Annotated in this window: 40 protein-coding genes; 1 reads left to right on the top strand and 39 read right to left on the bottom strand. The window is 53.0% G+C overall.

The window, feature by feature from the left end; genetic code table 11:
• Positions 1 to 45: 45 nt before the first annotated feature.
• From LBJ36_05735 to LBJ36_05720, 4 genes are all read right to left on the bottom strand, one after another.
• Positions 46 to 846, bottom strand: a complete 801-nt coding sequence (locus LBJ36_05735) for a hypothetical protein (GenBank protein MDR1378535.1) — start codon at positions 844 to 846, stop codon at positions 46 to 48.
• Positions 847 to 981: 135 nt separating this feature from the next.
• Complete coding sequence (locus LBJ36_05730; GenBank protein MDR1378534.1) at positions 982 to 1704, bottom strand: hypothetical protein; 723 nt, start codon at positions 1702 to 1704, stop codon at positions 982 to 984.
• 109 nt (positions 1705 to 1813) lie between these two features.
• Positions 1814 to 3442, bottom strand: coding sequence for a hypothetical protein (locus LBJ36_05725; protein MDR1378533.1), 1629 nt, complete (start codon positions 3440 to 3442; stop codon positions 1814 to 1816).
• A 233-nt stretch (positions 3443 to 3675) separates the two neighbouring features.
• Complete coding sequence (locus LBJ36_05720; protein MDR1378532.1) at positions 3676 to 4038, bottom strand: hypothetical protein; 363 nt, start codon at positions 4036 to 4038, stop codon at positions 3676 to 3678.
• Between the two features lie 161 nt (positions 4039 to 4199).
• Here LBJ36_05720 and nhaC point away from each other — a divergent pair, with 161 nt between their 5' ends.
• On the top strand, positions 4200 to 5747 hold the full coding sequence (gene nhaC / locus LBJ36_05715) for a Na+/H+ antiporter NhaC (protein MDR1378531.1): 1548 nt from the start codon (positions 4200 to 4202) through the stop codon (positions 5745 to 5747).
• Positions 5748 to 5756: 9 nt separating this feature from the next.
• On the opposite strand, the gene LBJ36_05710 is transcribed toward nhaC, so the two are convergent.
• The 35 genes from LBJ36_05710 to fusA form a co-directional block, all read right to left on the bottom strand.
• Positions 5757 to 7541, bottom strand: a complete 1785-nt coding sequence (locus tag LBJ36_05710; GenBank protein MDR1378530.1) for an ATP-binding cassette domain-containing protein — start codon at positions 7539 to 7541, stop codon at positions 5757 to 5759.
• A gap of 547 nt (positions 7542 to 8088) precedes the next feature.
• Positions 8089 to 8301, bottom strand: a complete 213-nt coding sequence (locus tag LBJ36_05705; protein ID MDR1378529.1) for a hypothetical protein — start codon at positions 8299 to 8301, stop codon at positions 8089 to 8091.
• Positions 8302 to 8473: 172 nt separating this feature from the next.
• Positions 8474 to 8842, bottom strand: a complete 369-nt coding sequence (rplQ, locus tag LBJ36_05700; GenBank protein MDR1378528.1) for a 50S ribosomal protein L17 — start codon at positions 8840 to 8842, stop codon at positions 8474 to 8476.
• A gap of 140 nt (positions 8843 to 8982) precedes the next feature.
• Complete coding sequence (locus LBJ36_05695) at positions 8983 to 9999, bottom strand: DNA-directed RNA polymerase subunit alpha (GenBank protein ID MDR1378527.1); 1017 nt, start codon at positions 9997 to 9999, stop codon at positions 8983 to 8985.
• A 117-nt stretch (positions 10000 to 10116) separates the two neighbouring features.
• Entirely contained in the window at positions 10117 to 10509 is a 393-nt protein-coding gene (gene rpsK, locus LBJ36_05690; GenBank protein MDR1378526.1) for a 30S ribosomal protein S11, read from the bottom strand.
• A 68-nt stretch (positions 10510 to 10577) separates the two neighbouring features.
• The gene (gene rpsM / locus LBJ36_05685) at positions 10578 to 10955 is read right to left on the bottom strand and encodes a 30S ribosomal protein S13 (GenBank protein MDR1378525.1); all 378 of its coding nucleotides are present in this window, start codon (positions 10953 to 10955) and stop codon (positions 10578 to 10580) included.
• 6 nt (positions 10956 to 10961) lie between these two features.
• Positions 10962 to 11087: a 50S ribosomal protein L36 gene (gene rpmJ, locus LBJ36_05680; GenBank protein MDR1378524.1), complete on the bottom strand. Its 126-nt coding sequence runs from the start codon at positions 11085 to 11087 to the stop codon at positions 10962 to 10964.
• A 319-nt stretch (positions 11088 to 11406) separates the two neighbouring features.
• Positions 11407 to 11643 (bottom strand): translation initiation factor IF-1, encoded by a 237-nt coding sequence (gene infA / locus LBJ36_05675; protein MDR1378523.1) that lies wholly within the window; start codon positions 11641 to 11643, stop codon positions 11407 to 11409.
• Positions 11644 to 11726: 83 nt separating this feature from the next.
• On the bottom strand, positions 11727 to 12065 hold the full coding sequence (locus LBJ36_05670; protein ID MDR1378522.1) for a KOW domain-containing RNA-binding protein: 339 nt from the start codon (positions 12063 to 12065) through the stop codon (positions 11727 to 11729).
• On the bottom strand, positions 12050 to 12826 hold the full coding sequence (map, locus tag LBJ36_05665; GenBank protein ID MDR1378521.1) for a type I methionyl aminopeptidase: 777 nt from the start codon (positions 12824 to 12826) through the stop codon (positions 12050 to 12052). The genes LBJ36_05670 and map overlap by 16 nt, the downstream gene beginning before the upstream one ends.
• Complete coding sequence (locus LBJ36_05660) at positions 12823 to 13464, bottom strand: adenylate kinase (protein ID MDR1378520.1); 642 nt, start codon at positions 13462 to 13464, stop codon at positions 12823 to 12825. Before LBJ36_05660 ends, map begins: the two co-directional genes overlap by 4 nt.
• A gap of 51 nt (positions 13465 to 13515) precedes the next feature.
• Positions 13516 to 14826: a preprotein translocase subunit SecY gene (secY, locus tag LBJ36_05655; protein ID MDR1378519.1), complete on the bottom strand. Its 1311-nt coding sequence runs from the start codon at positions 14824 to 14826 to the stop codon at positions 13516 to 13518.
• Between the two features lies 1 nt (position 14827).
• Positions 14828 to 15271 carry a 50S ribosomal protein L15 gene (rplO, locus tag LBJ36_05650; protein MDR1378518.1) on the bottom strand — a complete coding sequence of 148 codons (444 nt, stop codon included), beginning with the start codon at positions 15269 to 15271 and terminating at the stop codon, positions 14828 to 14830.
• Between the two features lie 14 nt (positions 15272 to 15285).
• On the bottom strand, positions 15286 to 15468 hold the full coding sequence (rpmD, locus tag LBJ36_05645) for a 50S ribosomal protein L30 (GenBank protein MDR1378517.1): 183 nt from the start codon (positions 15466 to 15468) through the stop codon (positions 15286 to 15288).
• A 10-nt stretch (positions 15469 to 15478) separates the two neighbouring features.
• Complete coding sequence (rpsE, locus tag LBJ36_05640) at positions 15479 to 16000, bottom strand: 30S ribosomal protein S5 (protein MDR1378516.1); 522 nt, start codon at positions 15998 to 16000, stop codon at positions 15479 to 15481.
• A gap of 21 nt (positions 16001 to 16021) precedes the next feature.
• Positions 16022 to 16387, bottom strand: a complete 366-nt coding sequence (rplR, locus tag LBJ36_05635; GenBank protein MDR1378515.1) for a 50S ribosomal protein L18 — start codon at positions 16385 to 16387, stop codon at positions 16022 to 16024.
• 19 nt (positions 16388 to 16406) lie between these two features.
• A complete protein-coding gene (gene rplF, locus LBJ36_05630; protein MDR1378514.1) occupies positions 16407 to 16958 on the bottom strand; it encodes a 50S ribosomal protein L6 in 552 nt (183 codons plus the stop codon).
• A gap of 16 nt (positions 16959 to 16974) precedes the next feature.
• Complete coding sequence (gene rpsH, locus LBJ36_05625; GenBank protein ID MDR1378513.1) at positions 16975 to 17379, bottom strand: 30S ribosomal protein S8; 405 nt, start codon at positions 17377 to 17379, stop codon at positions 16975 to 16977.
• A gap of 12 nt (positions 17380 to 17391) precedes the next feature.
• A complete protein-coding gene (locus tag LBJ36_05620) occupies positions 17392 to 17577 on the bottom strand; it encodes a type Z 30S ribosomal protein S14 (GenBank protein MDR1378512.1) in 186 nt (61 codons plus the stop codon).
• A 119-nt stretch (positions 17578 to 17696) separates the two neighbouring features.
• Positions 17697 to 18239 carry a 50S ribosomal protein L5 gene (rplE, locus tag LBJ36_05615; protein MDR1378511.1) on the bottom strand — a complete coding sequence of 181 codons (543 nt, stop codon included), beginning with the start codon at positions 18237 to 18239 and terminating at the stop codon, positions 17697 to 17699.
• 26 nt (positions 18240 to 18265) lie between these two features.
• Complete coding sequence (gene rplX / locus LBJ36_05610; GenBank protein MDR1378510.1) at positions 18266 to 18589, bottom strand: 50S ribosomal protein L24; 324 nt, start codon at positions 18587 to 18589, stop codon at positions 18266 to 18268.
• 15 nt (positions 18590 to 18604) lie between these two features.
• Positions 18605 to 18973: a 50S ribosomal protein L14 gene (gene rplN, locus LBJ36_05605; GenBank protein MDR1378509.1), complete on the bottom strand. Its 369-nt coding sequence runs from the start codon at positions 18971 to 18973 to the stop codon at positions 18605 to 18607.
• Between the two features lie 3 nt (positions 18974 to 18976).
• Positions 18977 to 19291: a 30S ribosomal protein S17 gene (gene rpsQ / locus LBJ36_05600; protein ID MDR1378508.1), complete on the bottom strand. Its 315-nt coding sequence runs from the start codon at positions 19289 to 19291 to the stop codon at positions 18977 to 18979.
• 5 nt (positions 19292 to 19296) lie between these two features.
• The gene (gene rpmC, locus LBJ36_05595) at positions 19297 to 19512 is read right to left on the bottom strand and encodes a 50S ribosomal protein L29 (GenBank protein MDR1378507.1); all 216 of its coding nucleotides are present in this window, start codon (positions 19510 to 19512) and stop codon (positions 19297 to 19299) included.
• Positions 19512 to 19937, bottom strand: a complete 426-nt coding sequence (gene rplP / locus LBJ36_05590) for a 50S ribosomal protein L16 (GenBank protein MDR1378506.1) — start codon at positions 19935 to 19937, stop codon at positions 19512 to 19514. Before rplP ends, rpmC begins: the two co-directional genes overlap by 1 nt.
• A 7-nt stretch (positions 19938 to 19944) precedes the next feature.
• Positions 19945 to 20628 (bottom strand): 30S ribosomal protein S3, encoded by a 684-nt coding sequence (gene rpsC, locus LBJ36_05585; protein MDR1378505.1) that lies wholly within the window; start codon positions 20626 to 20628, stop codon positions 19945 to 19947.
• 15 nt (positions 20629 to 20643) lie between these two features.
• Positions 20644 to 20994, bottom strand: a complete 351-nt coding sequence (rplV, locus tag LBJ36_05580) for a 50S ribosomal protein L22 (protein ID MDR1378504.1) — start codon at positions 20992 to 20994, stop codon at positions 20644 to 20646.
• Positions 20995 to 21007: 13 nt separating this feature from the next.
• Positions 21008 to 21289: a 30S ribosomal protein S19 gene (rpsS, locus tag LBJ36_05575; protein ID MDR1378503.1), complete on the bottom strand. Its 282-nt coding sequence runs from the start codon at positions 21287 to 21289 to the stop codon at positions 21008 to 21010.
• A gap of 22 nt (positions 21290 to 21311) precedes the next feature.
• Positions 21312 to 22139 (bottom strand): 50S ribosomal protein L2, encoded by an 828-nt coding sequence (gene rplB / locus LBJ36_05570; GenBank protein ID MDR1378502.1) that lies wholly within the window; start codon positions 22137 to 22139, stop codon positions 21312 to 21314.
• A gap of 17 nt (positions 22140 to 22156) precedes the next feature.
• A complete protein-coding gene (gene rplW / locus LBJ36_05565; GenBank protein ID MDR1378501.1) occupies positions 22157 to 22453 on the bottom strand; it encodes a 50S ribosomal protein L23 in 297 nt (98 codons plus the stop codon).
• Complete coding sequence (rplD, locus tag LBJ36_05560; protein ID MDR1378500.1) at positions 22450 to 23073, bottom strand: 50S ribosomal protein L4; 624 nt, start codon at positions 23071 to 23073, stop codon at positions 22450 to 22452. Before rplD ends, rplW begins: the two co-directional genes overlap by 4 nt.
• 29 nt (positions 23074 to 23102) lie before the next feature.
• The gene (gene rplC, locus LBJ36_05555; protein ID MDR1378499.1) at positions 23103 to 23729 is read right to left on the bottom strand and encodes a 50S ribosomal protein L3; all 627 of its coding nucleotides are present in this window, start codon (positions 23727 to 23729) and stop codon (positions 23103 to 23105) included.
• Positions 23730 to 23855: 126 nt separating this feature from the next.
• Positions 23856 to 24161 carry a 30S ribosomal protein S10 gene (gene rpsJ / locus LBJ36_05550; protein ID MDR1378498.1) on the bottom strand — a complete coding sequence of 102 codons (306 nt, stop codon included), beginning with the start codon at positions 24159 to 24161 and terminating at the stop codon, positions 23856 to 23858.
• 26 nt (positions 24162 to 24187) lie between these two features.
• Complete coding sequence (gene tuf / locus LBJ36_05545) at positions 24188 to 25390, bottom strand: elongation factor Tu (GenBank protein MDR1378497.1); 1203 nt, start codon at positions 25388 to 25390, stop codon at positions 24188 to 24190.
• 68 nt (positions 25391 to 25458) lie between these two features.
• Positions 25459 to 26157: elongation factor G (fusA, locus tag LBJ36_05540; protein MDR1378496.1), on the bottom strand; the 699-nt coding region annotated here is incomplete at its 5' end.

Here is a 26157-nt window from a genome sequence, read left to right as displayed (position 1 = left end):
ACATCATAAAGCGTTCGCCGCGTTTTTTGAAACAGAATATGAAGGTTATTTCGCGAAATCCTGAATAACCGTCACCTCATATGTGGTATTGGCGAGCAGTTTTCTCGTAATTCTTGGCTCCGTTTCGCCCTTTTTGCGGACTTCGTAGCGTACCACACCTTCGATATCGTCCGGGAGGGTGTAATCCCAGACGGGGGTCAGTTCGGCGGTATTTTGACTGGTCAGTATTATCCGCTTGTTGAGCTCCGGTAGTGGCGGAAAGAGAAAGACCAGGTCTCTGGCGCTGAGTGGGACAAGGGCGTCATAGCCTTCTTTCTTGGACTTGACGTAATATTTTCCTTGCGGAATGCTGGGCTTGAAAACCTTCACATCGCCGTCGTCCGTCACTTGACAGAACAGCCAATTTGCCGCCCCACCCGCCGCGTTACGATATAGCCAGGGTTTAAAAGATTTTCTGAACAGTTCCTTGGAAATCGTTTGGGGGATACTCGCTCCGAACACCGGCTGTTCTTTTGTCGGCATCAATTGCGTTCCCGCTGGAAGTCTGTCGAGACGTTTCTCCCAAGCGTCCCAACGCTCTATTTTGTCAGCCTCCGAAGATGAAGGGAAAACCACGTCGTAATACCAGTATTCTTCGTCGTCTTCTTCCGCGACCATTCGATCTAACGAACTTGTGTAAAACGTGCCGAACGAACCGAAATTTTCCATTTCATCCTCATTACAACCACAAGCGCCGCCACTTCCACCACCACCACCACCTCCTCCTCCACCTTGAGCTAACGCCAAACTTTCAATAGACACAACCAACGCCGCCGCCAACAAAAACGCGCGAATTTTACGTGACATCACAATCACTCTCCTTATGATTTTCGACGGGCTGGACGGATAAAAGGACAGATAGAAGGACAAATAGAAGGACAAATAGAACCGCTCGCCCCGCCGTTTACTCGCAAAATCACCTCACGCCTGCGCGTTCCTCACTCACTTGCTTCTGCGCGTCTCGATTTTTTTGTAGATGGCGTTCGCCTCTTGTGTGCGGAACCATGAGCCGTTATAAAAGCCGTAATCTTCGATGGACGGCATTTCTTTTAATTGTGTGGAGAGGTTGAGATTCAGGTACTCGGTATCGTTCACCGAACAGCGGAGGGCGCGGTCGGCGCGGTCTATGCTCACGTGAAGCGCGACGTTCCCCGGCTTCTGGTGCTCTGGCTTCAGGTTCGCCTCATGTAGCACTTTGCTGTTCGCTCTATTGTTGCGACCCGGCCGCGTCGTATCGAAACTCAAAAGCACCAATTTGTCGTCGATCAAATAAACCGCGATAAAATTTCCCTTGTTCATGTCGCTTTTGCCGAACATCAGGCCGCTGCCGCCTTCGTCGAGGCGTTCGATAGTGGCGCGGAACTCCCAGTGATGCATGATTCTCTCGGCGGAGCTGCCGACGTGCCAGTTCATCCGGGAAATCCAATCCGAATCCGACCACGCCTTTAAACCGCCCTCCGGGCCGCCCGGCTCAAACTTGAGATTTTGAATGGAATATTTCTTATCTACCGTCAGGGTACACGTCTGCCAATCCCCATTGAACGTGATCTCCGATATGAAATTTACGTCCTTCCACTTGATGAACGTATCCTTCGCAAACGCCAGCCCCGCAGCGGACACAACCAGCAATGCCGCCAACCACAACACGCGTAACCTACGCAACATCACAATCACACTCCTTATGATTTTGGGTACGACAAACGAGCCCGCCCGTCGCGCTTTTTCTGACGCACATAGCCCGCGTGAACAGCTTTCGCGCTCACACGGGCTACTTTCACTTTTTCCTGTTTTTCCCAACGATCAAGCTCGACGCTATCAGGACAAACAGTCCCAATACACCGGTCCCCGCTTCGCAGCCGCCGCCGCCTGAGCTTTTCTCCTCTGGGGTCTCCTGGGTTACGCTTTTCTCGACGGCAAACGATGACAGAGACGACCAGTTTGTGGATCCTGTAAATGTTTCCTTGCCCTCACATTTCCAATCGTAAGCCATTTGCCAATCGTATGAGCCGTCCGGAAGGCTTTCCATAAGCGTGTGAGTGCCGTATGGAGCGTTGGTTTCCTTTTCATCGTAAATCGGGAAATCGGCCATCGTCGATATTTCGGCAGAACTGGCGGTGGTTTTCCTGAAAACGCGCCAACGACTGCCTGTGGCTATGTAACCGTCCGGGCCTTTAAAGTCGTTTGCTTCCAGAACGATTTTAGCGGGATCGGTGAATGTCTTATTCTTGACCGACTGAGCGGAATCCGGCTTCTCGACGACAACAGCCTTGCTCAGAGGATTGAAGCGCGCGAAACGCTGAAAGGTGGCGTCCCATGTGGAACCACCTTTAGGATATGCCTGAAGGAGCGCGTAAAGGTTTCCTTGTATGTCGATTGAAAAATCCCAGGACCAAAATTGAGTAGAGATGGTTTTTTTGTACCACTCGGTTATCGGCACTTGCTTGCTATCGGAGTTTGTCCACTCCACCAAAAATTCATTTTGTCCGTTTTTTAGGTCATACCTTTGGATGCTTTGAAAAGGAGTATCAGAAGTTATATCGAATTCTACAATATTCCTGAAATATCGACCGATAGTCAAATACTTAAAATTTCCCTCAGTCCATCCAGGAATATCCTTCGAAGGAATATACTGCGTCAACGACTTTTCAGGTTCCGTGGGTTCCGTGATATTCGCGAAAAAAAACCAATAGGGTAAATTATACCAAGGAGTACTCCCCAGTTCGTAATGCTTTTGCGCGATCAGCCATATTTTGTCGGTCGCCGCTTCAAACTGGATAGAGTAGCTCGGTTCGTCTCCCCTAGAATATCCTTCCTTCCAGTTCGATGGTAGAGTTATACTCCAAGTTCGGATGGGTTCCGCGTTTCCATTACTAAAAGAAAATAGACCGATAGTGATTTTCCCATCACTGTCAATCGGCGACATGAGAAAAAACTCATCGGAACTTTTCGCGAGAGTAATCGAAGAGAATAGAAATTTTTCACTGTCGATCTGGAATTTCTTGTAAACAGGAGCCCCCTCATCTATCAGCGACCGGCGATAGAGACGGCCCGATTCGTTTTCGTCGCTCAATGTGTAGTACAGATAATCACCCTCTGGCGTCAGATTCCAAAGTTCGATGTTGCCCGATATGGTAAACTCAGGTTCTTTGTTCGTATTTGAATAATTCTTGAGGATGTAGCTTTCCGTTCCCGCAGCATTACGCCTCACGAAATAATACACCCCCTTCTTGTCGATTTGTGGCCCCGATAAAGCGCTTCCAGGACCGGTATCTTCCACCAGAAATTCCTGTTTGTAATCGTTGACCGCCGTGGTGTGTACCCCAGCCATGCCCACGCCATATGTGAACGCCAGCGTCAGCGTCGACAGCAACATTCCAAAAATAAAACTTCTCCTCTTCATCATTAGAATACCTCCCTTTGATATGGATATCTCTGCCGCAGAAAAAGCCCACGCAAACATTTACATCGCTCCCAAACGCTGCTTCATCAATTCATAGCTATCACATCCCAGAGCAAACACATCAGGATTGTCAAGACATTTTGCGAATACAGGTTTTGTATATTCTATTTTTCATAAGAACGGCGCTAGAAATAACAACACATTTGCAGAGAGGCAAAACCACTCTCACAAATATGTCATATTTTACGGTCGATGATGAGGGAAAGCGCTGCGCCGCCAATGGGCGCGGAAAACTTTTTAAAAAATAATAAGGAAGAGGAAAAATTCTTTTTAGAAAAGAAATAAAAGCTCCAAGCTCCAAGCTCCAAGCTCCAAGCTCCATTATGCCGTATTATATCTACGTTCGCAACAGTAAAATATGCAGAAACACAGGAATCATCGTGTTTCATTCTCACCATTTGAACCTCTTTTCTCGCTTTCGCTTTCCATTTATAAAGTATTTTTTCTGCAATTATATCGAACTTCGGAAGAACGTCAAGAATGGTATAAGCGTCTAAGGAATCGGATATCTTGACAAATAATTTTGTCTCTATTTCCATTTGCAAATCGACTGTTTATTGGATATTATAATTATAGTGATATAGTAAAAATATTTTGTTTCTGGCAATACGAACAATCAATATGCCGTGAATAAGTTCTTGAGGTTCCCTCGTCCAGAGCGGGGGAGCCTAGTTTTTGGATGTCATTTTAAGGAGGTAAAATGATGGATAATGGAGAAAATGTGGAAGTGAAAAGCGGCAGGGAACCGACTCTGTTTGAAACGCTTACCATCATTGCGATCGCGGCAATACTGATTATCTTGTCGGTGAGATACTGGAAGACTGACGTGCATATCTCCCTCGTGTTATCTGGAGCGATAACGGCGGCGATGGCCATGTTCATTCTGAAGTATCCCTGGAAGGTCATCGAAGAAGGTGCGCTTGGCTCAATATTTATGGGAATGCAGGCGATCCTGATACTCTTAACCGTTGGAATCCTAATAGGAACCTGGATCTTAAGCGGCGTCGTGCAGACAATGATCTACTACGGGCTTGAGACCCTGAAGCCCAGCGTTTTCCTGGTAGCAACCCTTTTGATATGCAGCATAGTCTCTCTCTCAACTGGAACCTCTTGGGGGACATCCGGGACGGTCGGTGTCGCGCTGATGGGGATCGCGGCCGGACTGGACATTCCGAGCCCGGTAGCGGCAGGTTTTATAGTCTCAGGCGCTTATTTCGGTGATAAAATGTCCCCGCTCTCAGACACCACAAACCTTGCTCCAGCAATGGCGGGAACAGATATTTTCCAACACATAAGGGCAATGTTCTGGACGACTGGGCCCACTTACGTAATCGTCTTACTACTAGCTGCTATTCTGGGGATGGGGTATGCGCCTGAGTCACTCGATGCGGAAAAAGTACAGGCTATTCAGGCGTTGATGAAAGTGGAGTTTCCCATTTCCCCAATCGCTCTCATCCCGCCGATCCTCGTCATCGTGCTGGCGGCTTCCGGCAAACCAGCGCTACCGAGCATCTTCAGCGGAGTGCTTGCTGGCATGGCGCTCGCCATCTTTCATGGAAATTCGTTTGGGACTCTCTTCGACGTGATGCAGAACGGCTACACTCCGAATCTGCCGGCTCAAATAGTGAAACTCTCCGAGGATTTACCCGGTTTAACGAATCTGATGGTGGAGCGTGGCCTCGATTCCTTCTCCACGGACTCCATTCTTAACGCGGCGTCAGTCTTAAGCGAGCTTTTGGCGCGAGGCGGGCTATTGTCGATGACATGGACGGTCGCTCTTATCATATGCGCGTTGCTATTCGGCGGCGTGCTGGACAAGTGCGGTTTTCTGAAGTCACTGCTTCAAGTCATAATGAAGAGAGTACGTACCGTTGGCGGATGCGTGGTCGCCGTGGCGGTCGCTAGCCTAACAACGAACGTGATCGCTTCCGACCAATATCTCGCGCTCGTTCTTCCGGGTCGCATGTTTAAAAAAACCTTCGACGACCAGGGGCTTCATCCGCGCATGTTGTCGAGGACGCTTGAGGACATTGGCACCCTCACATCCGCTCTTGTACCTTGGAACACATGCGGCGCGTATCAAAGCACCACGCTCGGAGTCTCGACGATGGACTACCTGCCGTATGCTTTTCTGAACTACCTCAACCCGTTGATAGCTATAGCCATGACGTACATGGGCATAGGCACAGCGTGGAAAGGCAAAGACGGCAAGCCGATCATAGCAAAGACAAAGCCTGCCGATCTATAAAAGATGATGTTACACCCCAAGCCAGCGGCAAAATTCCCCCACATCCCAAGTGAGAGGGGCAAGAAGGCCGTGTTTGCGCAACAAACCCGTCAATTGCAAGATTTCTGGTAGCGTGGAGGCGTTTCCAGCCTCCAATCTAGCTTCTAATCTAGCTTCTAATCTAGCTTCTAATCCAGCCTTCAATTCAACCTCTAACAGCGAAGGAAGCACGTGAGTCACGCTTCCTTCGTGTATTTTTCTTCCGTCCTCCATGATCAGGAGATGATCGCTGCGTTCAAAAGCCATCTCGAAGTCGTGGGTCACCGTAATGATGGTCTTACCCGCCTCCTTCAAGTGCCACAAAAGCGTTACGATCCTCTCCCGATAAGCGGTGTCCAGACCGGCCGTGGGTTCATCCAGGATGACGCACTCAGGTTCGGCGGCGAGCACCGAGGCGATGGCCACCAGGCGCCGCTCGCCTCCAGAAAGGAGCAGAGGATTGCGCGACAGGTACATCTCACCCAACCCAACGCTTTTGATTGCGCGCTTGACAGAGGTCTCCGTTTCCTCCGAGGAAAAACCCCAGTTACGCGGCGCGAAAGCCAGCTCCTCACCGACGGTAGGAGAAAAAAGCTGATCCTCCGGAGACTGGAACACCAAGCCCACCCTCCGCCTCAGGCCCCGAAGTTCCGGGCCCTTTTGGGGAAGGGGTTTCCCCTCCATCGACACCTCGCCGGACTGAATCGTATAAAGTCCGTTCAAGTGCTGAATCAACGTGGATTTGCCGCTTCCTGTCCTGCCCAAGACGGACAGCCATGCGCCTTTGGGAATGCGACAAGAGACCTCCTTCAAAACACGGGTTTCGAGGGGCGTGGAGGCGTCGAAGCTGTAGGAGAGCTCATGCGTCTCAAACAAAACCTCCAAAACCTCTTCAGAAATCTCTTCAGAGTCCTCCGTAGATACAGCGTCAAGAGCGTCTATAGTCGCAATGGGAGAGGTAACGGAAGAGGTAATGGGAGAAAAGGCGTTCTCCACGGCCCTCGCCAGATCCGAGACCCCCGCCAGGTCCGAAAGGGAAGCCGTCGCCACATTGATCCCCGAAATAGCAAGGCGACGTTTGAGCTCAAGCAAAGGAGGCAATTGAAAACCCAGGGCCTCCACCCGATCCCAGAACTCCCCTCTCCGTCCTTGCCACGTCCACCGACCTTGAGACAAAACCAACACGCGGTCGGCTTGAAGCACGTCCTCCAGACGGTGGGTCACATGAAGAATCGTCGTTCCGGAAGCGTGAATATCGCGCAGGACGCTCTCTACTTCCAGACGCCCCTCAGGGTCCAACATGGCGGTGGGTTCGTCCAGAATCAGGCAAAGAGCGTCAGCCGCCAGGGCGCCAGCCAGGGCCAGGCGTTGTTTTTCCCCTCCCGAAAGCGCCGAAGAAAGAGCCTTTCGTTTGTGAAGCAGCCCAACTTTTTTCAGCGCCAGCTCGACCCTCTCCTCGATTTCGGCGGAGGGTAACCCATGGTTCTCCGGCGCGAAGGCCACGTCGTCCTCCACCACCGATCCTACAATTTGGCTTTCGGGATTCTGAAAAACGAGGCTTACGCTTTTATGGATATCAACAAGGGCCGTGGTATCGGCGGTATCGCGTCCGCGCACAAGACAGACGCCCTGCGAAGGAATCTGCAGAGCGCCTAAAATCTTTACGAGGGTCGACTTACCGGAGCCGTTGCGGCCCAAGACAGCCACCCGTTCACCTTTCGATACATTGAGGGAAATTTCATTTAGAACTTTATGCGCCGACGCAAAAAACGTTATAATTCCTACGCTTTAGTATCTAATTTTCACAAGTTAGATTTCCCGCTTCCCAGAACTCTGAACTTTCAAGAATGCCTTCCTGAATATTCAGTTGGTATAGTTCTCCACAGGCACATTGTCTATTGACAATTGGGAGCGTTGGATTCCAACGCCACATCTCCTTTCAACTTTAAATAAAAACTTAAAATAAAAACTTAAAACAAGAACTTAAAATAGGATCAAATCTTAATCCTATTCTAATCTAATTCTAAATTTGGAGATGACCCAATTGTCAAGTTGCAATTGATACTTATTCACTAAAACGTGGAACTACTTCGTCTCTTGCATGTTCAAAGAAGGTCGCTATTCTTCTCCGGTTCTCAGAGCTTTCACTCATGAACTCCTCATACTTTCATATGAGCGCAGACTATATCTTGTCCTTCTTTCTTATCCTTCTTTTTTGAAGGCTCCTTCTTTTTTGAAGGCTAATTTGAAGGCTAATTTGAAGGCTAACCCTTTTCCCCGCGCTCGCGGGTACTCCCTCGCAGGATAGTCGTTGAGCCGTCCTCTATTCAAGGCTTGGTTGCTGAAGACCCATTGTCGCTTGAATTTTAGGTTTGCGCCTTGATTCAATCCGAAGACTTTTTTCTACTTTCGTCACCTTCACGCCCAGGTATATTTCATCCTCACGTTGTGGTGTCTTCGGCTTTAGGGATTGCCAGCAGTTAAAGTTATCGTTATTCGGGCTTTCACCGAATACTTCATGCTCGTTACCAAGCATGGAGGGCTTTTATAGTACGTTATCAATAAGTATCAATAGAAATCTATATTTATCTAAGGACTATAGAAATCTATACTTATCTAAAGACTATAGAGTTACCCCATCATAAGAAAAACTAACGGTCTTCAGTGCGATGATAGGGTCGGCCGCGTCACCGTTCAATTTCCCTAACCTAGTCTTTGTTTTTTTCGACGAGTTGGATGACCGCCATGGGAGCGCCGTCTCCAAACCGGCTCCCCAGTTTCACAATACGCGTGTACCCTCCCTTGTCGAATGAGGCGTAACGGGGCGCCAGCTCGCTGAAGAGCTTGATCGCCGCCTCTTTGTGATGCATGTGGGAACGCACAACGCGCCGATCATGGATAGAGCCGCCCCGCGCGCGGGTAATAAGCTTTTCCGCCACGCGCCTCAGTTCTTTGGCCCGCGTGACGGTAGTTCTGACCTGGCCGGTCAGAAAAAGGCTGGCAGCCATGTTGGATAGCATCATCATCCTATGGCTTCCGTATCGCCCAAGGGTTCTATGGTCCATACGGTGTCTCATATGTTATCTGATCCTTTCAGCGTACTAATACCTACTCATAACGAATAGATACATTTCGCATAGTATCTCTTCGACTACAAAGCCAAAGAAAAAGCTGAATCTCGCAAAGCTCGAAGAAATATTCCACGAGCGCTCCTGTACTATATGCTGGCCTCTTTTGTTGTCTTCACTTGGCTTTTATCACGGAGCTTCAAGCCCGCGCTGTCGAGTTTTTCCCCGATCTCTTTGAGGGAGATCTTGCCCAGATTGCGAATTTTGAGCAGATCGTCTCTCGACCTCTGCAATAAGTCTCCTATGGTGTGAATGCCCCCACGCAAAAGACAATTTTCGCTCCGAATGGAGAGCTCCAGGTCTCGCACGGGGCGGGAGAAGAAACCCGACTCCCCGCTCGATATTTTCCTGACGAAGGGCACGCTCCCCTCCCCCGGCAAACCCGTTTCCACGCCGTTTTCCCCACCGCTCTGCTGTTCAAGGTCCGCGACCACATAGCTAAAATAGGTTCTGATAATCTGGGCCGCCTCACAAACCGCCATTTCGGGGGTTACGATGCCGTTCGTCCACAAGTTGAGGATCAGACGCTCGAAGTCCGTCCTCTGTCCGACCCGGGCCGCCTCCACCTCGTAGTTCACCCTCAGAACCGGCGAAAAAACCGCATCGGCGAGCAGCGCGTCCACTGGCAGGTAGGACGGGCGAGGGCGTTCCGAGGACACATACCCCGTACCTTGCTCGATATAAAGATCCATGGACAAGTGGGCCCCCTCCTCTAGGGTACAGACCTTAGCGTCGGGGTCTACAAATTCCACCTCGCTGTCCACTTGGATATCCTTGGCCGTAACCTCGCCGGGACCGTCCAGCTCCAGGTGCAGCACGCGCATTTCTTTGCTGCGGGAGCGCACTGGAATGTGCTTCAAGTTCATCAGTACCTCAATGACGTCCTCGCGCATTCCGGGGACAGTGCTGAACTCGTGCAGCACCCCCTCCATGCGCACGGATACGATAGACGCCCCCCTAATCGAGGAAAGCAAGACTCTGCGCAAAGCATTGCCCAAAGTCTGGCCATAGCCCCGTTCCAGCGGCTCCAGGGTCAGGCGTCCATAGGTCGGAGAATTTTCTTCTATCTTTATCTCAGGCCGCAAGATTCCCAACGTTTCCAACATATTCATGCTCCTATCTTCGACGGAAGTCGAAATCGGGCCTGTGTCGTCCTCATCGGATCCATACTAGGCCTTCTCTTTAGGCCTTTTATTGAATTCAAAGACAGGCAAACCCCTGCCTCACACTCGGCGTCTTTTGGGCGGCCGACAACCATTGTGAGGTATGGGAGTTGTGTCCTTGATTTGGTTGACTTGGAGTCCCGCCGCCTGAAGTGAGCGGATAGCCGACTCTCGACCCGGCCCCGGTCCTCTCACGATGACGTCTATTTCCTGGATGCCCACGTCCTGAGCGCCCTTGGCCACTTGTTGAGCCGCTATTTGGGCCGCGAAGGGAGTGGATTTGCGGGTGCCTTTGAAACCCACGTTGCCGCCGCTGGCCCAAGACAGCACGTTGCCGCCCCTATCGCTAATACACAGAATCGTGTTGTTGAAGGTCGAATAGATATGGGCTACCCCGTAACTTATATTTTTTTTCTCGCGCTTTTTGCCCTTACGGACAGTCCTTTTAGCCACGCGTGTTTTCCCTCCTAATGGATCGTGAAAAATGGATCGTGAAATCGGAATCGGTCGAAACGACTCGATTACTTGCCCGCCATCTTCTTGTTGGCGACGGTGCGCCGCGGTCCCTTACGGGTTCGGGCGTTTGTCTTCGTCTTCTGCCCTCGCACAGGAAGCCCTAGCTTGTGCCGGATACCCCTGTAGCACCCGATATCGATAAGGCGCTTGATGTTCATGGATACTTCTCGACGAAGGTCTCCCTCGACCCTGTAGTGGTCTTCAATTTCCCGACGAAGTTTCTGAGCGTCTTCCTCCGTCAGGTCCTTCACCCTGACGTCAGGGTTGACACCGGTTTTTTCCAAGATTTTTTGAGAGGTCGGCAACCCTATTCCAAAGATATAGGTCAACGCGATCTCAATGCGCTTTTCTCTGGGAAGATCCACCCCTGATATACGAGCCATACTCCCTTACCTCCTCGCGTCCTGCCGTTGCTTGTGACGCGCGTTCCGGCTACAAATAATGCGCACGACGCCTTCACGCCGGATAACACGGCAAAATTCACATATCGGCTTCACCGATGGTTTTACCTTCATAGCACACACTCCTCAGAAAAACTCTTATTCAGAAAAACTTTTATTCGGCTCTTTATTTCAACCTTAAGGGCAACTCCGTTCCATCATACCTACTCAAATCCATCATACCTACTCAAATCTATCTCAACAGATTCAAAGCTGACTTCCCGCTTCACAGAGGCCAGTTTCACCACCATCTTACGATCTTACGACGACGGCCAGAGCTTCCCTCTCCACAAACTGACACCGTAGGCTGACAGCGTGAAATTCACGGCGTAACTTTTTAAATTGACTGTAGCGTTTATGTCACGGTCGTGGCACGCGCCCTCTTATTTATAACTTATTTATAACGATAAATAATCCTTCCCCGCGTGAGATCGTAAGGAGAAATCTCGACCAATACCCTGTCGCCCGGAAGTATTCGAATGAAATGCATCCGCATTTTACCCGACACATGTGCCAGGAGCTTATGACCGTTTTCCAACTCCACACGAAACATGGCGTTGGGGAGGGGTTCCGCCACTATTCCCTTAGCTTCGATGACTTCTTCCTTGCCTCCAGCTTCTTTATTCGCCATTCGCCACCCTGCCTCTCTGTTCCGACTTGTGCTCGTTAACGCTATCCAAGACTTTCATCTTATAAGACTTTCATCTAAGACTTTTATCTTGTAAGACTTTCATCCAAGACACCCTCCGCCTTCGGGGCTCTTTCTAAATTCTGGTTTTTTTTCACAGAGACTAAAAAACGACAGAAATCTCCATGATCGATGTTTTTTCCCGCTTCGACCGAGGCCGCGACCTCGGTGACGACGCGTGACGTCCACTGGACATGCTTGGGATTTTTCGACTTGGGGCGACGAACGTTGAATCCCTTCGCGTCGGCCAGGGCCAACCGCCCCCCATCGAGAACCCCCACAATCACGTATAGACGCCCGACATCTTTGCCCCTCTTGGAGATAACGACCCGCCCCACCTGATAGTCATTTAATGGCTTATCCATGGGGTCAGGAGATCGTGGCCCTCGTCCGTAACGACGACAGACCTCTCGAAATGCGCCGCGTCGGAACCATCAGCGGTAACGACAACCCATTTGTTTGGTCCGATCTTGATTTGTTCCTTTCCGATCACGACCATGGGTTCTATAGCCAAGGTCATTCCCCGTTGCAAAGTGACGCCCCTTCTCGGCTTTCCAAAATTGGGCACCTGAGGCGCCTCATGCAACTGTTTGCCCACTCCGTGTCCTGTAAAATCGCGGACGACACCGAAGCCTTGGCCCAAAACGTAGCTTTCCACAGCATACCCCACGTCGCCCACGGTGTTGCCCGCTTTGATCGCGTCCAGGGCAAGTTCTAGAGATTTCTCGGTGACATCCAGAAGTTTCTTCCGAATAGGGGTCAAGGCGCCCACGGGGTAGGTACAGGCTGCGTCTCCATGGTAACCCTGGAGATAGACCCCCACATCCACGCTGACGATATCCCCTTCCTGTAGAATCCGTCCGTCACTGGGAATGCCATGAACAATCTCTTCATTGACGGACGCGCAGATAGCGCTCGGGTAAGGAATCTCCGCGTGGAAAGGACGATAACCTTTGAACGACGCCTTTCCCCCGCTTTCTTGTATGTATTGCTCCGCCACACGGTCCAGTTCCGCCGTGGAGATCCCCGGTCGCACTATCTCTCTCAGGGCATCAAGGATGTCGGCGACCACCTTGCCCGCGTTGCGCATCAGGGCGATTTCTTCTTTCGTCTTGAGATGTATCATCGGCCCAAAACCACCTGCATACTCTCAAAGATCTCCTGAGCGGATCCTTCGGCGTTCACGATCCGCAGCTTCCCCGCCTTTTCGTACCAGGACACTAGAGGCGTCGTTTGAGCGCGATAGACCTCCAAGCGCCTGCGAATCACGGATTCCGCATCGTCATCCCTTTGGTAAAGCTCGCCTTCGCACTCCGGGCAAGTCTTCGTCTCGGAAGGCATCGCCAAAAGGTTCCAAATCTTACCGCAGGAACGGCAGGTTCTGCGATTGATCAGGCGCCGAACCAGAGATTCCTCATCGATTTTCAGGAGTAGCGCCATGTCTAAAGACTGGCCCATTTTCTCTAAAATTTTCCCGAAAGCCTCTGCCTGAGACAGCGTGCGGGGAAAGCCATCCATGAGAAAGCTTTCCGCGGCGTCGGCCTCCTGAAGCCTCTTCTCCACCATCTCGATCACCAATTCGTCAGGAACCAGTTCTCCCTTTTGCATGAAGTCCCTGGCTCGAAGACCCAGCTCGGTCTCGTCCTTCAAATTCAGCCTCAAGATGTCGCCCGTTGAGATGTGGGCACAACCGTATCGTTTCTTTAGTAAATCCGCCTGAGTACCCTTACCCGACCCCGGCGCGCCCAAAAGAATAAACCGCACGGTCTTATTCCTCCTTAGCTCATCATAAGCAGCTCATCATAAGCAAGCCCATCACACATGGAGCAGGCTTCCGGCCTTGCCTCTCGACTTCTTCAAGATGCCGTCGTAGTGCCGCATCAACAACTGGGCTTCGATCTGGTGCACCGTATCGAGAGCGACGCCGACCACGATCAAAACAGCAGTCCCGCCGAAATAAAAGGCGTTCGCCCGCATCAGCCCTGACATGAGGTCCGGGACCAGAGCCACGACCGCCAGAAAAATCGCGCCACCCAATGTAATACGCTCCATCACCTTGGTGATGTAATCCGCCGTGGGCTGTCCCGGCCGAATCCCCAGAACGAAGCCGCCGTATTTTTTCATGTTATTGGCGATTTCGTTGGGGTTGAAGACAACTGCCGTGTAGAAGTAAGAGAAAAAAACGATCAGGAGAACGTAGCACATCGTGTAAAAGACGCTTCCATGAGTGAAAAGCTCCTGAATAAAGCGCCCAACACCGCTATCGCTGAAAAAGCCGGCTAGCGTGGACGGGAAAATAAGAATCGACGACGCGAAGATAATGGGGATGACGCCCGACTGATTCACCTTCAGCGGAATAAACGTGCTCTGTCCCCCGTAGATTTTGTTTCCCACTACCCGTTTGGCGTACTGGACCGGTAGGCGTCTCTGGCCCTCCTGGAGCACGATGCAACCCGCGACTACCAGCGTCATCAGGAGCAAGGAGAGCAGGATCACGAGAATATTCACAGACCCAGCGCGCAGGAGCGCCCCCGTCTGGAGGATAGCGTCGGGAATGCGCGCCACGATACCCGCAAAAATCAAAAGGGAAATGCCGTTGCCGATTCCGTGGTCGGAAAGCTCCTCGCCCATCCACATCACAGCCACGGAACCCGTCGTGATGGTGAGCACCACTACGATCGAATCGAAAAAGGAGCCCGAAAAAATAGGCGGATTGAAGCTCCCCAGCCACGTCGTCAACCCCACGGCTTGAACAACTGCGAAGGGAATAGCCCCGTAGCGGGTCCACTGGATAATCTTTTTCCGGCCTTCCTCGTTGTCCTTCTGCATTTTTTCCAGCGTCGGAAAAATAACGACCAGAAGCTGCATCACGATACTGGAGTTGATATAAGGCGCGACGCCCAGTGAGAAAATACTCAGACGCCCCAGGGCGCCTCCTGAAAACATGTTCAGAAAGCCCAGAAAGCCACCGCTGCTCTCGTTGAAAAAGTTGGACATCACTTCGATGTTGATGCCCGGCGTGGGGATATGAGCGCCCACGCGAAAGATGAACAGGACACCCAATGTGAAAAGTATCCGCCTCTTCAGTTCAGGCAGCTTGAAAATATCGCCGAAGGACCCGAGCACCTCAGACCACCTCGACTTTCCCGCCCGCCGCTTCTATTTTTTCCCGCGCGTTCTGACTGACCGCGTTCACCTTTATGGTAAACGCTTTCTCCACCGTGCCCTTCGCGAGAAGTTTCACTGGCTGGGTAAGAGAACGGACAAGGCCCGCCCGATGGAGTTCCGTGGCGGACACCTCCCCCCCGTCGAATTTTTTGGACAGTGATTCCAGATTGACGACTTGATATTCTTGGGCAAAACGCGCGTTATTGAAACCGCGCTTGGGCACTCTTCTGACGAGAGGCATCTGGCCTCCCTCGAAACCGGGGCGAACGCCGCCGCCCGTCCGGGATTTATGCCCTTTGTTACCCTTGCCTGAAGTTTTACCCGTTCCGCTGCCTATTCCCTGCCCCAACCGCTTCGTTACGCGCCTGGATCCCGGGGCAGGACTAAGATCGTGAAGGTTCATTTTTTTTTCACCCCTTAGTTCTCGTTTGTCCAGTCAACCAGATGACGGACTTTTTCTATCATGCCACGGATCTGAGGTGTGTCCTCGTGGACCACCACAGATTGTAATTTCTTAAAACCTAACGCCTCAATGGTCCTCTTCTGGCGCGAAGAAAAACCGATGGCGCTTTTGACCCACTTTACCCTGACCTTAGCCATTAAGTTCCTCCTACCCCGTCACGGCCGCGCTCCGCTCAGGAGCTTTTTTGCCGCGAAGTTTGAAAATCTCGTCCACCGTCCGGCTCTCTCTCAAGGCCTCCAACGTGGCCCAAGCTACATTGATAGCGTTTGAAGTGCGCCCCACCACCTTCGTCACCACGTCTTTCACTCCGCCGAGTTCCATGATGGCGCGCACGACGCCGCCCGCGATAACTCCCGTTCCAGCGGGAGCCGGCTTCAAGAGAACTCTGGCGGCTCCGAACTCCCCTTGAATGGGGTGGGGTACGGTGTCGCCCATGCGCTTCAGCTCCACGAGGTCTTTGCTCGCCTTATCGATGCCCTTGCGCACGGCTTCGGAGATCTCCTTTGCCTTGCCGATAGCGACGCCAACGTAGCGCTCGCCGTCGCCGACCACGACAAGGACCGCGAATTTGAAACGTTTGCCTCCCTTGACGACTTTGCTCACACGGTTGATGGCGACAACGCGTTCTTTCAATTCCAGATTCTTAGCATCTATTCTTTTTTTGAGCATGATCCGCGTTTTCTCCTCTAACTAGAACTTGAGGCCGGCTTCACGAGCCGCGTCCGCCAAAGCCTTGACCTTTCCGTGGTACATGTGCCCACCGCGGTCAAAGACCACAGCCTCTATGCCCTTCGCCTGAGCCCGTTCCGCCGCTAATTTCCCGATCATTTTGGCCGCCTCCACGTTGCAGGTGCCTTTCACGGATTCCCTCACGGGTGTCTCCAGCGTCGAAACCGCCGCCAAGGTATGTCCCTTGTCGTCGTCGATAATTTGCACGTAAATATGGCTCAAGCTGTGATAAACGGCCATTCTGGGAATCGCCGCGGTTCCGGCGAGAGTCCGGCGCAAGCGGTCGTGACGCACGACGCGCATGTCGTTTCTGCTCCTCTTCTTCATCTATTCCACCTCGGTCCCATTACTTCGCGCCGGTCTTGCCGGCCTTGCGAACCACGTTTTCGTTCGAGTAACGAATCCCCTTGCCGTGGTAAGGTTCCGGTGGGCGGTAGCCGCGAATGATCGCGCAAGTCTCCCCGACAACCTGTTTGTCGATGCCTTTTACGACGAACTTGATGGGGTTTTCCACCACGATCTCGATCCCCTTGGGCGCTTCGTACTCCACGGGGTGGGAATAGCCTAAGCTCAACACCAGTTTTTTACCCTGCATTTGGGCGCGCCAGCCCACCCCCACAATTTCGAGGGTTTTTTGGAAACCCTCGGTCACGCCCGTCACCATGTTGGCGATCAAAGCCCGCGTCATACCGTGCCACGCGCAGGTCTGTTTTTCGTCGTTCTCTCGGCTCACGGTCACCTTGTCCTGCTCGACGCTCACATTGATGCCCGGCATGAGAGGAGTGTCGAGTTCTCCTTTCGTGCCCATTACCACGATTTTATCCCCGATTTCATCCCTTTTGACCGTCACGCTGGTTCCCTTGGGGATCGGGATGGCCTTCCGTCCTATACGAGACATCCTAGAGTCCCCTTTCTCACCAAACGTAACAGAGCACTTCGCCGCCCAGACCCAGCTTCGAGGCTTCCGCCCCTGTCTTCAGGCCCTGGGATGTGGAAACGACCACCAAACCTAAGCCTCCCATTACCAAAGGAAGTTTGGCCTTACCCACGTAGATCCTCCGTCCCGGCTTGCTGATCCTCCGGAGTCCTTGAATGACGCGCTCGCGTTCCGAGCCGTAGGACAAAAAGACACGGATCGACGCGTAGGGTTTCTTCGGGTCGTTGATCGTCTTGAAGTTCTTGATATATCCCTCTTCTTTCAAGATCCTGGCAATGGCCAGCTTGATCTTGCTCGTGGGGATATCCACGCTTTCGCTGTATATCATATTCGCGTTGCGCACTCTCGTGAGCATATCCGCGATCGGATCATTGATGTACATCCCTCTGCCTCCCTACCAGCTAGACTTCACGACGCCGGGTATCTTGCCCTCGCGAGCCAGCTTGCGGAAGCAGCAACGGCACATGTCGAAGACGCGCATATAAGCGTGAACCCTACCGCACAGCGGGCAACGGTTATGTTGCCGTACCTGGAACTTCGGGGTCAGGGTCGCCTTATGTCTCATCGCTTTCCTTGCCATCCTTCGCTGTTCCCCCTCATTGACGATATTGATAATATTAATAATATTAATAATATTGATGATCGATTCAATCAACCGATCTCCAGCACTGACTTAAAGAACCGCTTTTCACTAAATATCTAGCGATTGAAGGGCATTCCCATACCCTTGAGGAGCGCGTGGGCTTCCTCGTCGCTTTTTGCTGTCGTCACAATGGACACGTTCATCCCGCGGGAACGGATCACCTTGTCGTAGTTGATTTCCGGGAAAATGAGCTGTTCTCTCAGCCCTAGGTTGTAATTTCCCCGTCCGTCGAACCCGCGTTTTGAAACTCCCTGAAAATCCTTGATACTGGGCAGAGCCAAGGAGATCAATCGGTCGAGAAACTCCCACATGCGCGTCCCTCGAAGAGTAACGGCGCAGGCGACGGGCATCCCCTCCCGCACTTTGAAACCGGCCACAGACTTCTTCGCCCGCTTCAAAAGCGGCTGCTGCCCGGTAATGGCGCGCAACTCAGCGATGGCCACATCCATAAACTTGATATCGAGCTTCGCATCGCCCACGCCGATATTCACGACAATTTTCTGGACGCGAGGCAATTGCATCACGTTTTTGTACCCGAACTCCTTCATGAGCGCGGGGCAAATCTCCGTTTTGTATTTTTCTAGAACACGCGGCGTCATTAACCTTTCCTCCCTCTAGGCCCGGTTTAGGTCCGGTCGATGATTTCGTTGCATTTTCTGCAAACGCGAACCTTTTTCCCGCTCTCCATGAAAGAGCATCCAACCCGCGTGGCCTTGCCGCACTGAGGGCACACCAGCATCACCTTCGAGGCGTAAATGGGCGCTTCTTTCTGGATAATGCCCGCCTGGGGGTTTTTTTGACTCGGCTTCAGATGGCGGGAAACCACGTTGACCCCCTCCACGACGATCATGTCCTTCGTGGGGATATGACGCAGAATCTTGCCTTCTTTGCCTTTGTACTTGCCGGATATGACGCGGACCCGGTCGTTTTTCTTTATTCTCATAGACATAACCGACCCAGCCTCCTAGACCACTTCGGGCGCGAGGGAAAGGATGCGCATGTACTTTTTGGCGCGCAACTCACGCCCCACGGGCCCAAAAATTCTCGTCCCCTTGGGCTCCCCGTTGTTGTCGATGATGACCGCCGCGTTGTCGTCGAAACGTACGTAGGACCCATCCTGACGCCGTATCTCTTTTTTGGTGCGGACAATGACGGCCTTTACGACGGAACCTTTGGCGATGTTACTGTTAGGGATAGCCTCCCGAACGGAGGCAACAATAACATCCCCGATCGTGCCCCACTTGCGCTTGCTGCCCCCCATGACCTGTATACAAAAAAGTTTTCTGGCTCCGGAGTTATCAGCCACATTCAAGACTGTCGTCAACTGGATCATGGGCTACTCCTCCCCAGGCGTCTCAGAATCGAAAACCGGGGCCTTCCGCACGATCTCCACCAGTTCCCATCTTTTCGTTTTGCTCAAAGGGCGCGTTTCCCGGATCCGGATCTGATCCCCGATTCGGCAGACATTCTCCTCGTCGTGGGCCACATATTTTTTCGACTTGATGATGCGTTTGCCGTAAAGGGGATGCTCGGCGTGGCGGCTAACCTTGACCACCACCGTCTTGTTCATTTTGTCGCTGACCACAACCCCAACGCGAACCTTTCTATGAGAAAGCCCGTTGTTCTCTTTTGCTTCCGCTGCGGCTTCCATAACGTCTACCTCCTACCGGACGAGCCTTCCATCGCGCGCGTCTTCTCACCGGCGATGGTCAACACTCTGGCGATTATTTTCCGGACGTCCCTAATGCGGCTCGTATTCTTCAACTGTCCTGTGGCGTTCTGAAAACGCAGATTAAAAAGCTCTTCTTTATAATGGCGATACTGTTCCTGAAGTTCGTCCAGTCCAAGCTCCCGAAGTTTCGTCGCATCCATTATTGTTCACCACCCATACCCTCTCTTGCCACAATCTTTACCTTGATCGGCAGCTTGTGGGAAGCAGTGCGAAAAGCTTGTTCCACTACGTCTTTGGAAACTCCGGCGACCTCGAACATTACGCGGCCTCGTTTCACGGCGGCCACCCAGAACTCCGGGGCTCCTTTTCCCTTGCCCATACGCGTTTCCAAGGGCTTTTTGGTATAGGGTCTGTCGGGGAAAATGCGAATCCAGATCTTTCCGCCTTTTTTCATCTTTCGCGAAATCGCCACGCGGGTGGCCTCGATCTGACGCGCGGTTATCCAAGCGTTTTCCTCCGCTTGAAGCCCCCATTCTCCGAAAGCCACCGTAACGCCCCCCTTGGAGATACCTCGGAGAGGGCTCCGATGTGATTTCCTGTATTTGACCCTGCTGGGCATAAGCATAATTAACCTACCCCCTTGGTCTCTCTCGGTCTCTGTCTCGCTTTGAACGCTGCTGCACAGGCCGTTCGTTCTCCCTGTCGCGATATATCCAGATCTTGCAGCCGATGACACCGTATAGGGTAATGGCCTCGGCAAAACCGTAATCAATGTCCGCCCGAATGGTGGAAAGCGGCAGACGGCCCTCGTTGTACCACTCGGTCCGCGCGATTTCTGCGCCGCCCAGGCGTCCGGCTACTTGGGCCTTGATGCCCTTGGCTCCGGCCTTCGTCGCGCGGAAAATGGCCTGCTTCATCGCGCGGCGAAAGGAAACACGCCGCTCCAGGGATGAGGCGATGTTTTCCGCCACCAACTGCGCCACTACGTCGGGGTTTTTGATCTCTTGCACATTGACCATGACCTTACCGCCGGTGAGCTGCTGAAGCTCGTCTTTGATGACCTGGATCTCGGTGCCGCCCCGTCCAATGACGACGCCAGGGCGCGCCGTCCAAATGGTGAAACGAACCACGTGGCCCACCCGCTCGATTTCCACGCGGGGAATGCCGGCTCCTTCCCATTTCTTCATAATCCACGCGCGAAGTTTAAGGTCTTCGTGCAATTTCTTAGCGTAGTCCTTAGGGCTTGCGTACCATTTGGACTCCCACTCCGTCGTGATTCCTAATCTATACCCAACGGGATGAACTTTTTGTCCCACGAGTCAGACCCCTCCTTAACGTTCCGCGACCGTGACGGTCACATGGGATGTGCGGTGTACGTAGGGATGCGCCCTTCCCATAGAAGCGGGGCGAAAACGCTTCATAGAGGGCCCCTGGTCGGCGTAAGCCGTCAGAACGTGCAACTTGTCCGTATCCATCCCGTAATTATGTTCCGCGTTCGCTACCGCGCTCTGTAAAACCTTGAACACGATACGCGCCGCTTTCTGAGGGCTAAAATGTAAAATTGTCATTGCCTCTCCCGCTTTTTTTCCTCGAATAAGGGCGAGAATCTGCCGCACTTTGAACGGAGAAACCCTTACTTGACGGACCATAGCTTTTGCTGTATTTTTAACGACAGCCTCCATTTGTCCCACCCCTTCACTTTCCCTTGGTGGAACGCTCTTGTCCCGCATGGCGCCCGAACTTACGGGTTTGGGCGAATTCTCCCAATTTATGTCCCACCATGTTCTCGCTGATGTACACCGGAAGGTGTATGCGCCCATTGTGAACGGCGATGGTGTGTCCAATCATTTGAGGCACCACGGTTGAACGGCGCGACCAGGTCCTCAAGACCTTTTTGTTTCCCGACGTGTTCATTTCCTCGACCCTGCCCAAGAGACGCTGCTCTACATAGGGTCCTTTCTTTGCGGAACGAGCCATTGAATAAAGTCCCTCCTCGCGTCTACTTGTCGTAACGGCGGCGAACGATCAGCCTATCGGAAGGCTTTTTCTTGCGCGTCCGAAAACCTTTGGCCGGCGTGCCCCAAGGGGAAAGAGGATGCTTGTTGCCCTTGCTTTTGCCTTCGCCACCGCCCATAGGATGGTCCACGGGATTCATGACCATGCCCCTCACTGTGGAGCGGCGCCCCAGGTAACGGTTCTTGCCGGCCTTGCCCAGGGAAATGTTTTCGTGGTCTTCGTTTCCGATCTGACCCACCGTGGCCATGCACTCCTGCAAAATCAGGCGAAGCTCTCCGCTGGGCATACGCAGGTAAGCGTATTTGCCCTCTTTCGCCATGAGCTGCGCCGAGGTCCCCGCCGCGCGCACCAACTTGCCTCCCCGGCCAGGCTCCAGTTCGAGGTTATGGACGACGGTCCCCACGGGGATATCCTTGAGCTTCAAGGCGTTACCTGGAGTGATATCCGCTTCTGGCCCCGCGACAATTGTGTCCCCCACCTTGAGACCTTTGGGAAGGAGAATGTAGCGCTTCTCCCCATCGACGTAGTTGACGAGTGCGATGCGCGCGTTGCGGTTGGGATCGTACTCCACTGTGGCCACCTTGCCGGGAATCCCCAGTTTGTTACGGCGAAAATCAATGATGCGATAAGTCCTTCTATGTCCCCCGCCGATGTGCCGCATGGTGATACGTCCCGTGTTGTTACGACCGCCGCTTTTGCGCAATTCCGTCGTCAGCGAACGCTCCGGCTTCTCGGCGGTGATGTCCTCGCGCCCCTGGATGGTCATCTGTCTGCGGCCCGGGGTGTAGGGTTTGAATTGTTTAATCGACATGTCTGATTTGCACCTTTCTAAACGCTGGCGCCTTCGAAGGCCTCGATGCGTTGTCCCGCGGACACAGCCACGATAGCCTTCTTCCAGGAGCGAGTTTTGCCCATGAAAGCCCCCATACGCTTGGGTTTCGAGGGCACGTTCATCGTATTGACCCTCAACACCTTCACCTTGAACACCTGCTCCACCGCTTGACGGATTTGAATTTTGTTGGCGCTTTTGTGCACCTCGAAGGTGTACTTGTTCTCCGCCATGAGAGCGTTGCTTTTTTCCGTCATAATCGGCCTTATGAGAATGTCGTGAGCGATTAGTTTCATTTTGAATATACCTCCTCCAGGCGAGCGACCACTTCTGGAGTCGCGACCAAGGTTTTTGAATTGAGAAGGTCATACACGTTGATGCTCGCGACGTTGATCACCTTGACGCCCGAAAGGTTCCGCGCCGAACGCGTGACGTTGGCATCAGGCGCGTGATAGAGCACAAGAGCCTTCTCGGCGCGAATCGCGTCCATAAATCCCTTGATGGCCCTTGTAGAGGGTTTCTCCAGATCGAAACCCTTCACCACCGTCAGCAGATCCTCCCTGACTTTCATGGAAAGCGCGCTCAACATGGCCAGGCGGCGGACCTTCTTGTTGACTTTCTGATGATAGTCGCGAGGTTTGGGTCCGTGGGCAACACCTCCGTGCACCCATATCGGCGAGCGGGTGCTGCCTTGACGAGCGCGGCCAGTGTGTTTCTGCTTCCAGGGCTTCTTACCGCCGCCCGATACCTCGCCTCGAGTCTTGGCGGAGTGAGTGCCCTGCCGGCAGTTCGCCAGATGAGCCACGACGACCTGATGCATCGCCGGCACATGCAGAGGCGCGTCAAAAACAGAGTCGGAAAGAGTCAGCTCTCCTGCGGTGTTTCCATTGAAATCCACTATTTTGATTGTAGGCATAATCCTCGATACCTTCCCTTCAAATCTCGTTACTGCTTTTTATAGAGGGTGACCAGGCTGTTTTTAGCTCCTGGAACAGCCCCTTTGAGAAGAAGGAGGTTGTTTTCCAAATCCACGGCCATAACCGTCAGATTTTTGACCGTCACCTTTTCGCTTCCCATGTGCCCCGGCATACGCTTGCCCGGAAACACACGGCCAGGATAAGAAATGGCTCCGCTGGAGCCGCCGTGGCGGTGCATGACCGAGGTTCCGTGGCTGAACTGTTGTCCGGCGAAGTGGTATTTTTTCATGACGCCGGCAAAACCCTTGCCCTTGCTAACTCCGCTGATGTCAATCTTCTCGCCCGTCTCGAACAAATCCACCCTGATCTCTTGCCCTACTTCGTACTCCTCTGTTTTGTCCATTCTAAACTCCCGGAGCGTTCTTTTGGGCTCGACTTTGGCTTTATTGAAAAAGCCTTTAAGGGGTTTGGACAGCTTGCGCGGTTTTACCGCGCCATAGCCGAGAAGAACGGCAGAGTATCCGTTCTGTTCGGGGGTTCGGATGGCAATCACGGGACAAGGTCCAGCCATGACTACAGTAACAGCCACGGCCTGGCCTTGTTCGTTGAAAATCTGAGTCATGCCAACCTTCTTCCCTAATATTCCTATACCCATCATTTTCTCTCCTTTCAGCCGGTGAAAGCCTCCGCGAACATTTTTAGCATTACATTACTTAGCGTTACATTGTATCGCGTGGTCCATCGGTTGCCAGCTCAAGCGCTTCCCAGCAAAAGTAAGAAATTAAAGTTTGATCTGGATGTCCACTCCAGAGGGAAGATTAAGTTGCATCAAAGCGTCCATCGTCTTCTGCGTCGGATTAACGATGTCGATCAGACGCTTATGAGTTCTCGTTTCAAATTGTTCTCTCGCGTCTTTGTCCTTGTGAGGAGACTTAAGAATCGTGACCTTGCTAATCTCTGTGGGGAGGGGAATGGGCCCCGAAACCATAGCCCCGCTCCGTTCCGCCGTCTCCGCGATTTGAGAGGCAGACGCGTCAAGAACCCTGTGGTCGAACGCTTTCAGCCGAATACGTATTTTTTTCGCCACTTCGATTTTCCTCTAAACGTTCTGTATTACTGAAGGATCTGGGTGACGACGCCGGCGCCCACTGTGTGTCCGCCCTCGCGCACCGCGAACCGGAGGCCTTCCTCCATCGCGATCGGCACGATCAGCTCCACCTCGAAGTTCGCGTTGTCTCCAGGCATCACCATCTCCACTCCGTCAGGCAACTTGATCGCCCCCGTTACGTCTGTCGTTCGGAAGTAAAACTGAGGCTTGTATCCCGCGAAGAACGGCGTATGCCGGCCGCCCTCGTCCTTCTTCAACACGTAGACCTCCGCTTTGAACTTCGTGTGCGGCGTCACGCTACCCGGCTTCGCCAGCACTTGGCCTCGCTCTACCTCGTCCTTGTCCACTCCGCGCAGTAACACTCCCACGTTGTCCCCCGCCACCGCGTCGTCCAGGATCTTGCGAAACATCTCCAAGGACGTGGCAACCGTCTTCTTGATGTCCGACTTCATTCCCACAATCGCGACATCTTCGCCCGGCTTGATGATTCCCCGCTCCACTCGGCCCGTGACCACTGTGCCGCGGCCCGTGATCGTGAACACGTCCTCTACCGGCATCAAAAACGGCTTATCCGTCTCCCGGACCGGCTCTGGAATGTAGCCGTCGCACGCGTCCATCAGCTCCCAGATCGGCTTGCTGATGGGGTCTTCCTTTGTTCCATTCCCCTTCTCCAGAACCTCCAGCGCGGAGCCCCGCACGATGGGAATATCGTCGCCGGGAAACTCGTACTTGCTCAGAAGTTCGCGGATCTCCATCTCCACCAGGTCCAGAAGTTCGGGGTCGTCCACCTGGTCCGTCTTGTTCATGAACACCACCAGGGCGGGGACGTTGACCTGACGGGCCAGCAGCACGTGTTCGCGGGTCTGGGGCATGGGGCCGTCGGCCGCGCTCACCACCAGGATCGCGCCGTCCATCTGGGCCGCGCCCGTGATCATGTTTTTGATGTAGTCCGCATGGCCGGGGCAGTCGATATGGGCGTAGTGGCGCTTCTCCGTCTGGTATTCCACGTGGGCGATGTTGATCGTGATCCCGCGCTCCCGCTCCTCCGGGGCCTTGTCGATCATGTCGTAGGCCGTGAAGTCCGCCAATTTCTGCGTCGCGAGGCACTTGGTGATCGCCGCCGTCAACGTGGTCTTGCCGTGGTCGATATGCCCGATCGTGCCGATGTTCAAATGCGGCTTGTTACGATCAAATTTTTCCTTCGCCATAACTTGAGTTCCCTCCTATAAATTTTTAGGGTTCGCCGTAACTCGCCCTTCGAGATTCTACTTTAGTTCTACTTTTTCAAGACTTTCTCCGCCACGTCGGCCGGCGTTGGCTCGTAGTGGTCGAACTGCATTGTGTAGTTCGCTCGGCCCGACGTTTTGCTTCTGAGGTCGGTGGCGTAGCCGAACATGCTGGACAAGGGGACGAAAGCCCTGACGATACGGGCGTTCGATCTCATATCCATCCCCTCGATGCGACCTCTTCGGGAGGAGAGGTCGCCAATGACGTCACCCACGTAATCTTCGGGCGTCACAACCTCCACGGACATGATGGGCTCCATCAGAACCGGGGACGCCCTCCTCATCGCCTCTTTGAAGCCTATGGAAGCCGCGATTTTAAACGCCATTTCCGAGCTGTCCACGTCGTGATAACTGCCGTCCACCAGCGACACCTTGATGCCGATAACCGGGTACCCCCCCAGGATTCCGCTCTGGATGGCCTCATCCAAGCCCTTTTGAACCGCCAAGATGTACTCTTTGGGGACGACTCCGCCCACGATTTTATCCTCGAATTCGTAGCCTTTGCCCTCCGGTAACGGTTCCAGTTCGAAAACCACGTGCCCGTACTGACCGCGGCCACCCGACTGACGAATGTACTTGCCCTCCGCCGAGGATGCCTTCTGAATCGCCTCGCGGTAAGCAACTTGAGGCCGCCCGACCTTCACGTCAACCCCAAACTCCCGTTTGAGTCGGTCCACGATGATTTCCAG

The organism is Synergistaceae bacterium, assembly GCA_031267575.1.
GTDB lineage: Bacteria > Synergistota > Synergistia > Synergistales > Aminobacteriaceae > JAIRYN01.
The sequence above is the reverse complement of the archived record's forward strand: the minus strand, read 5'-3'. Positions and strand labels throughout refer to the sequence as shown.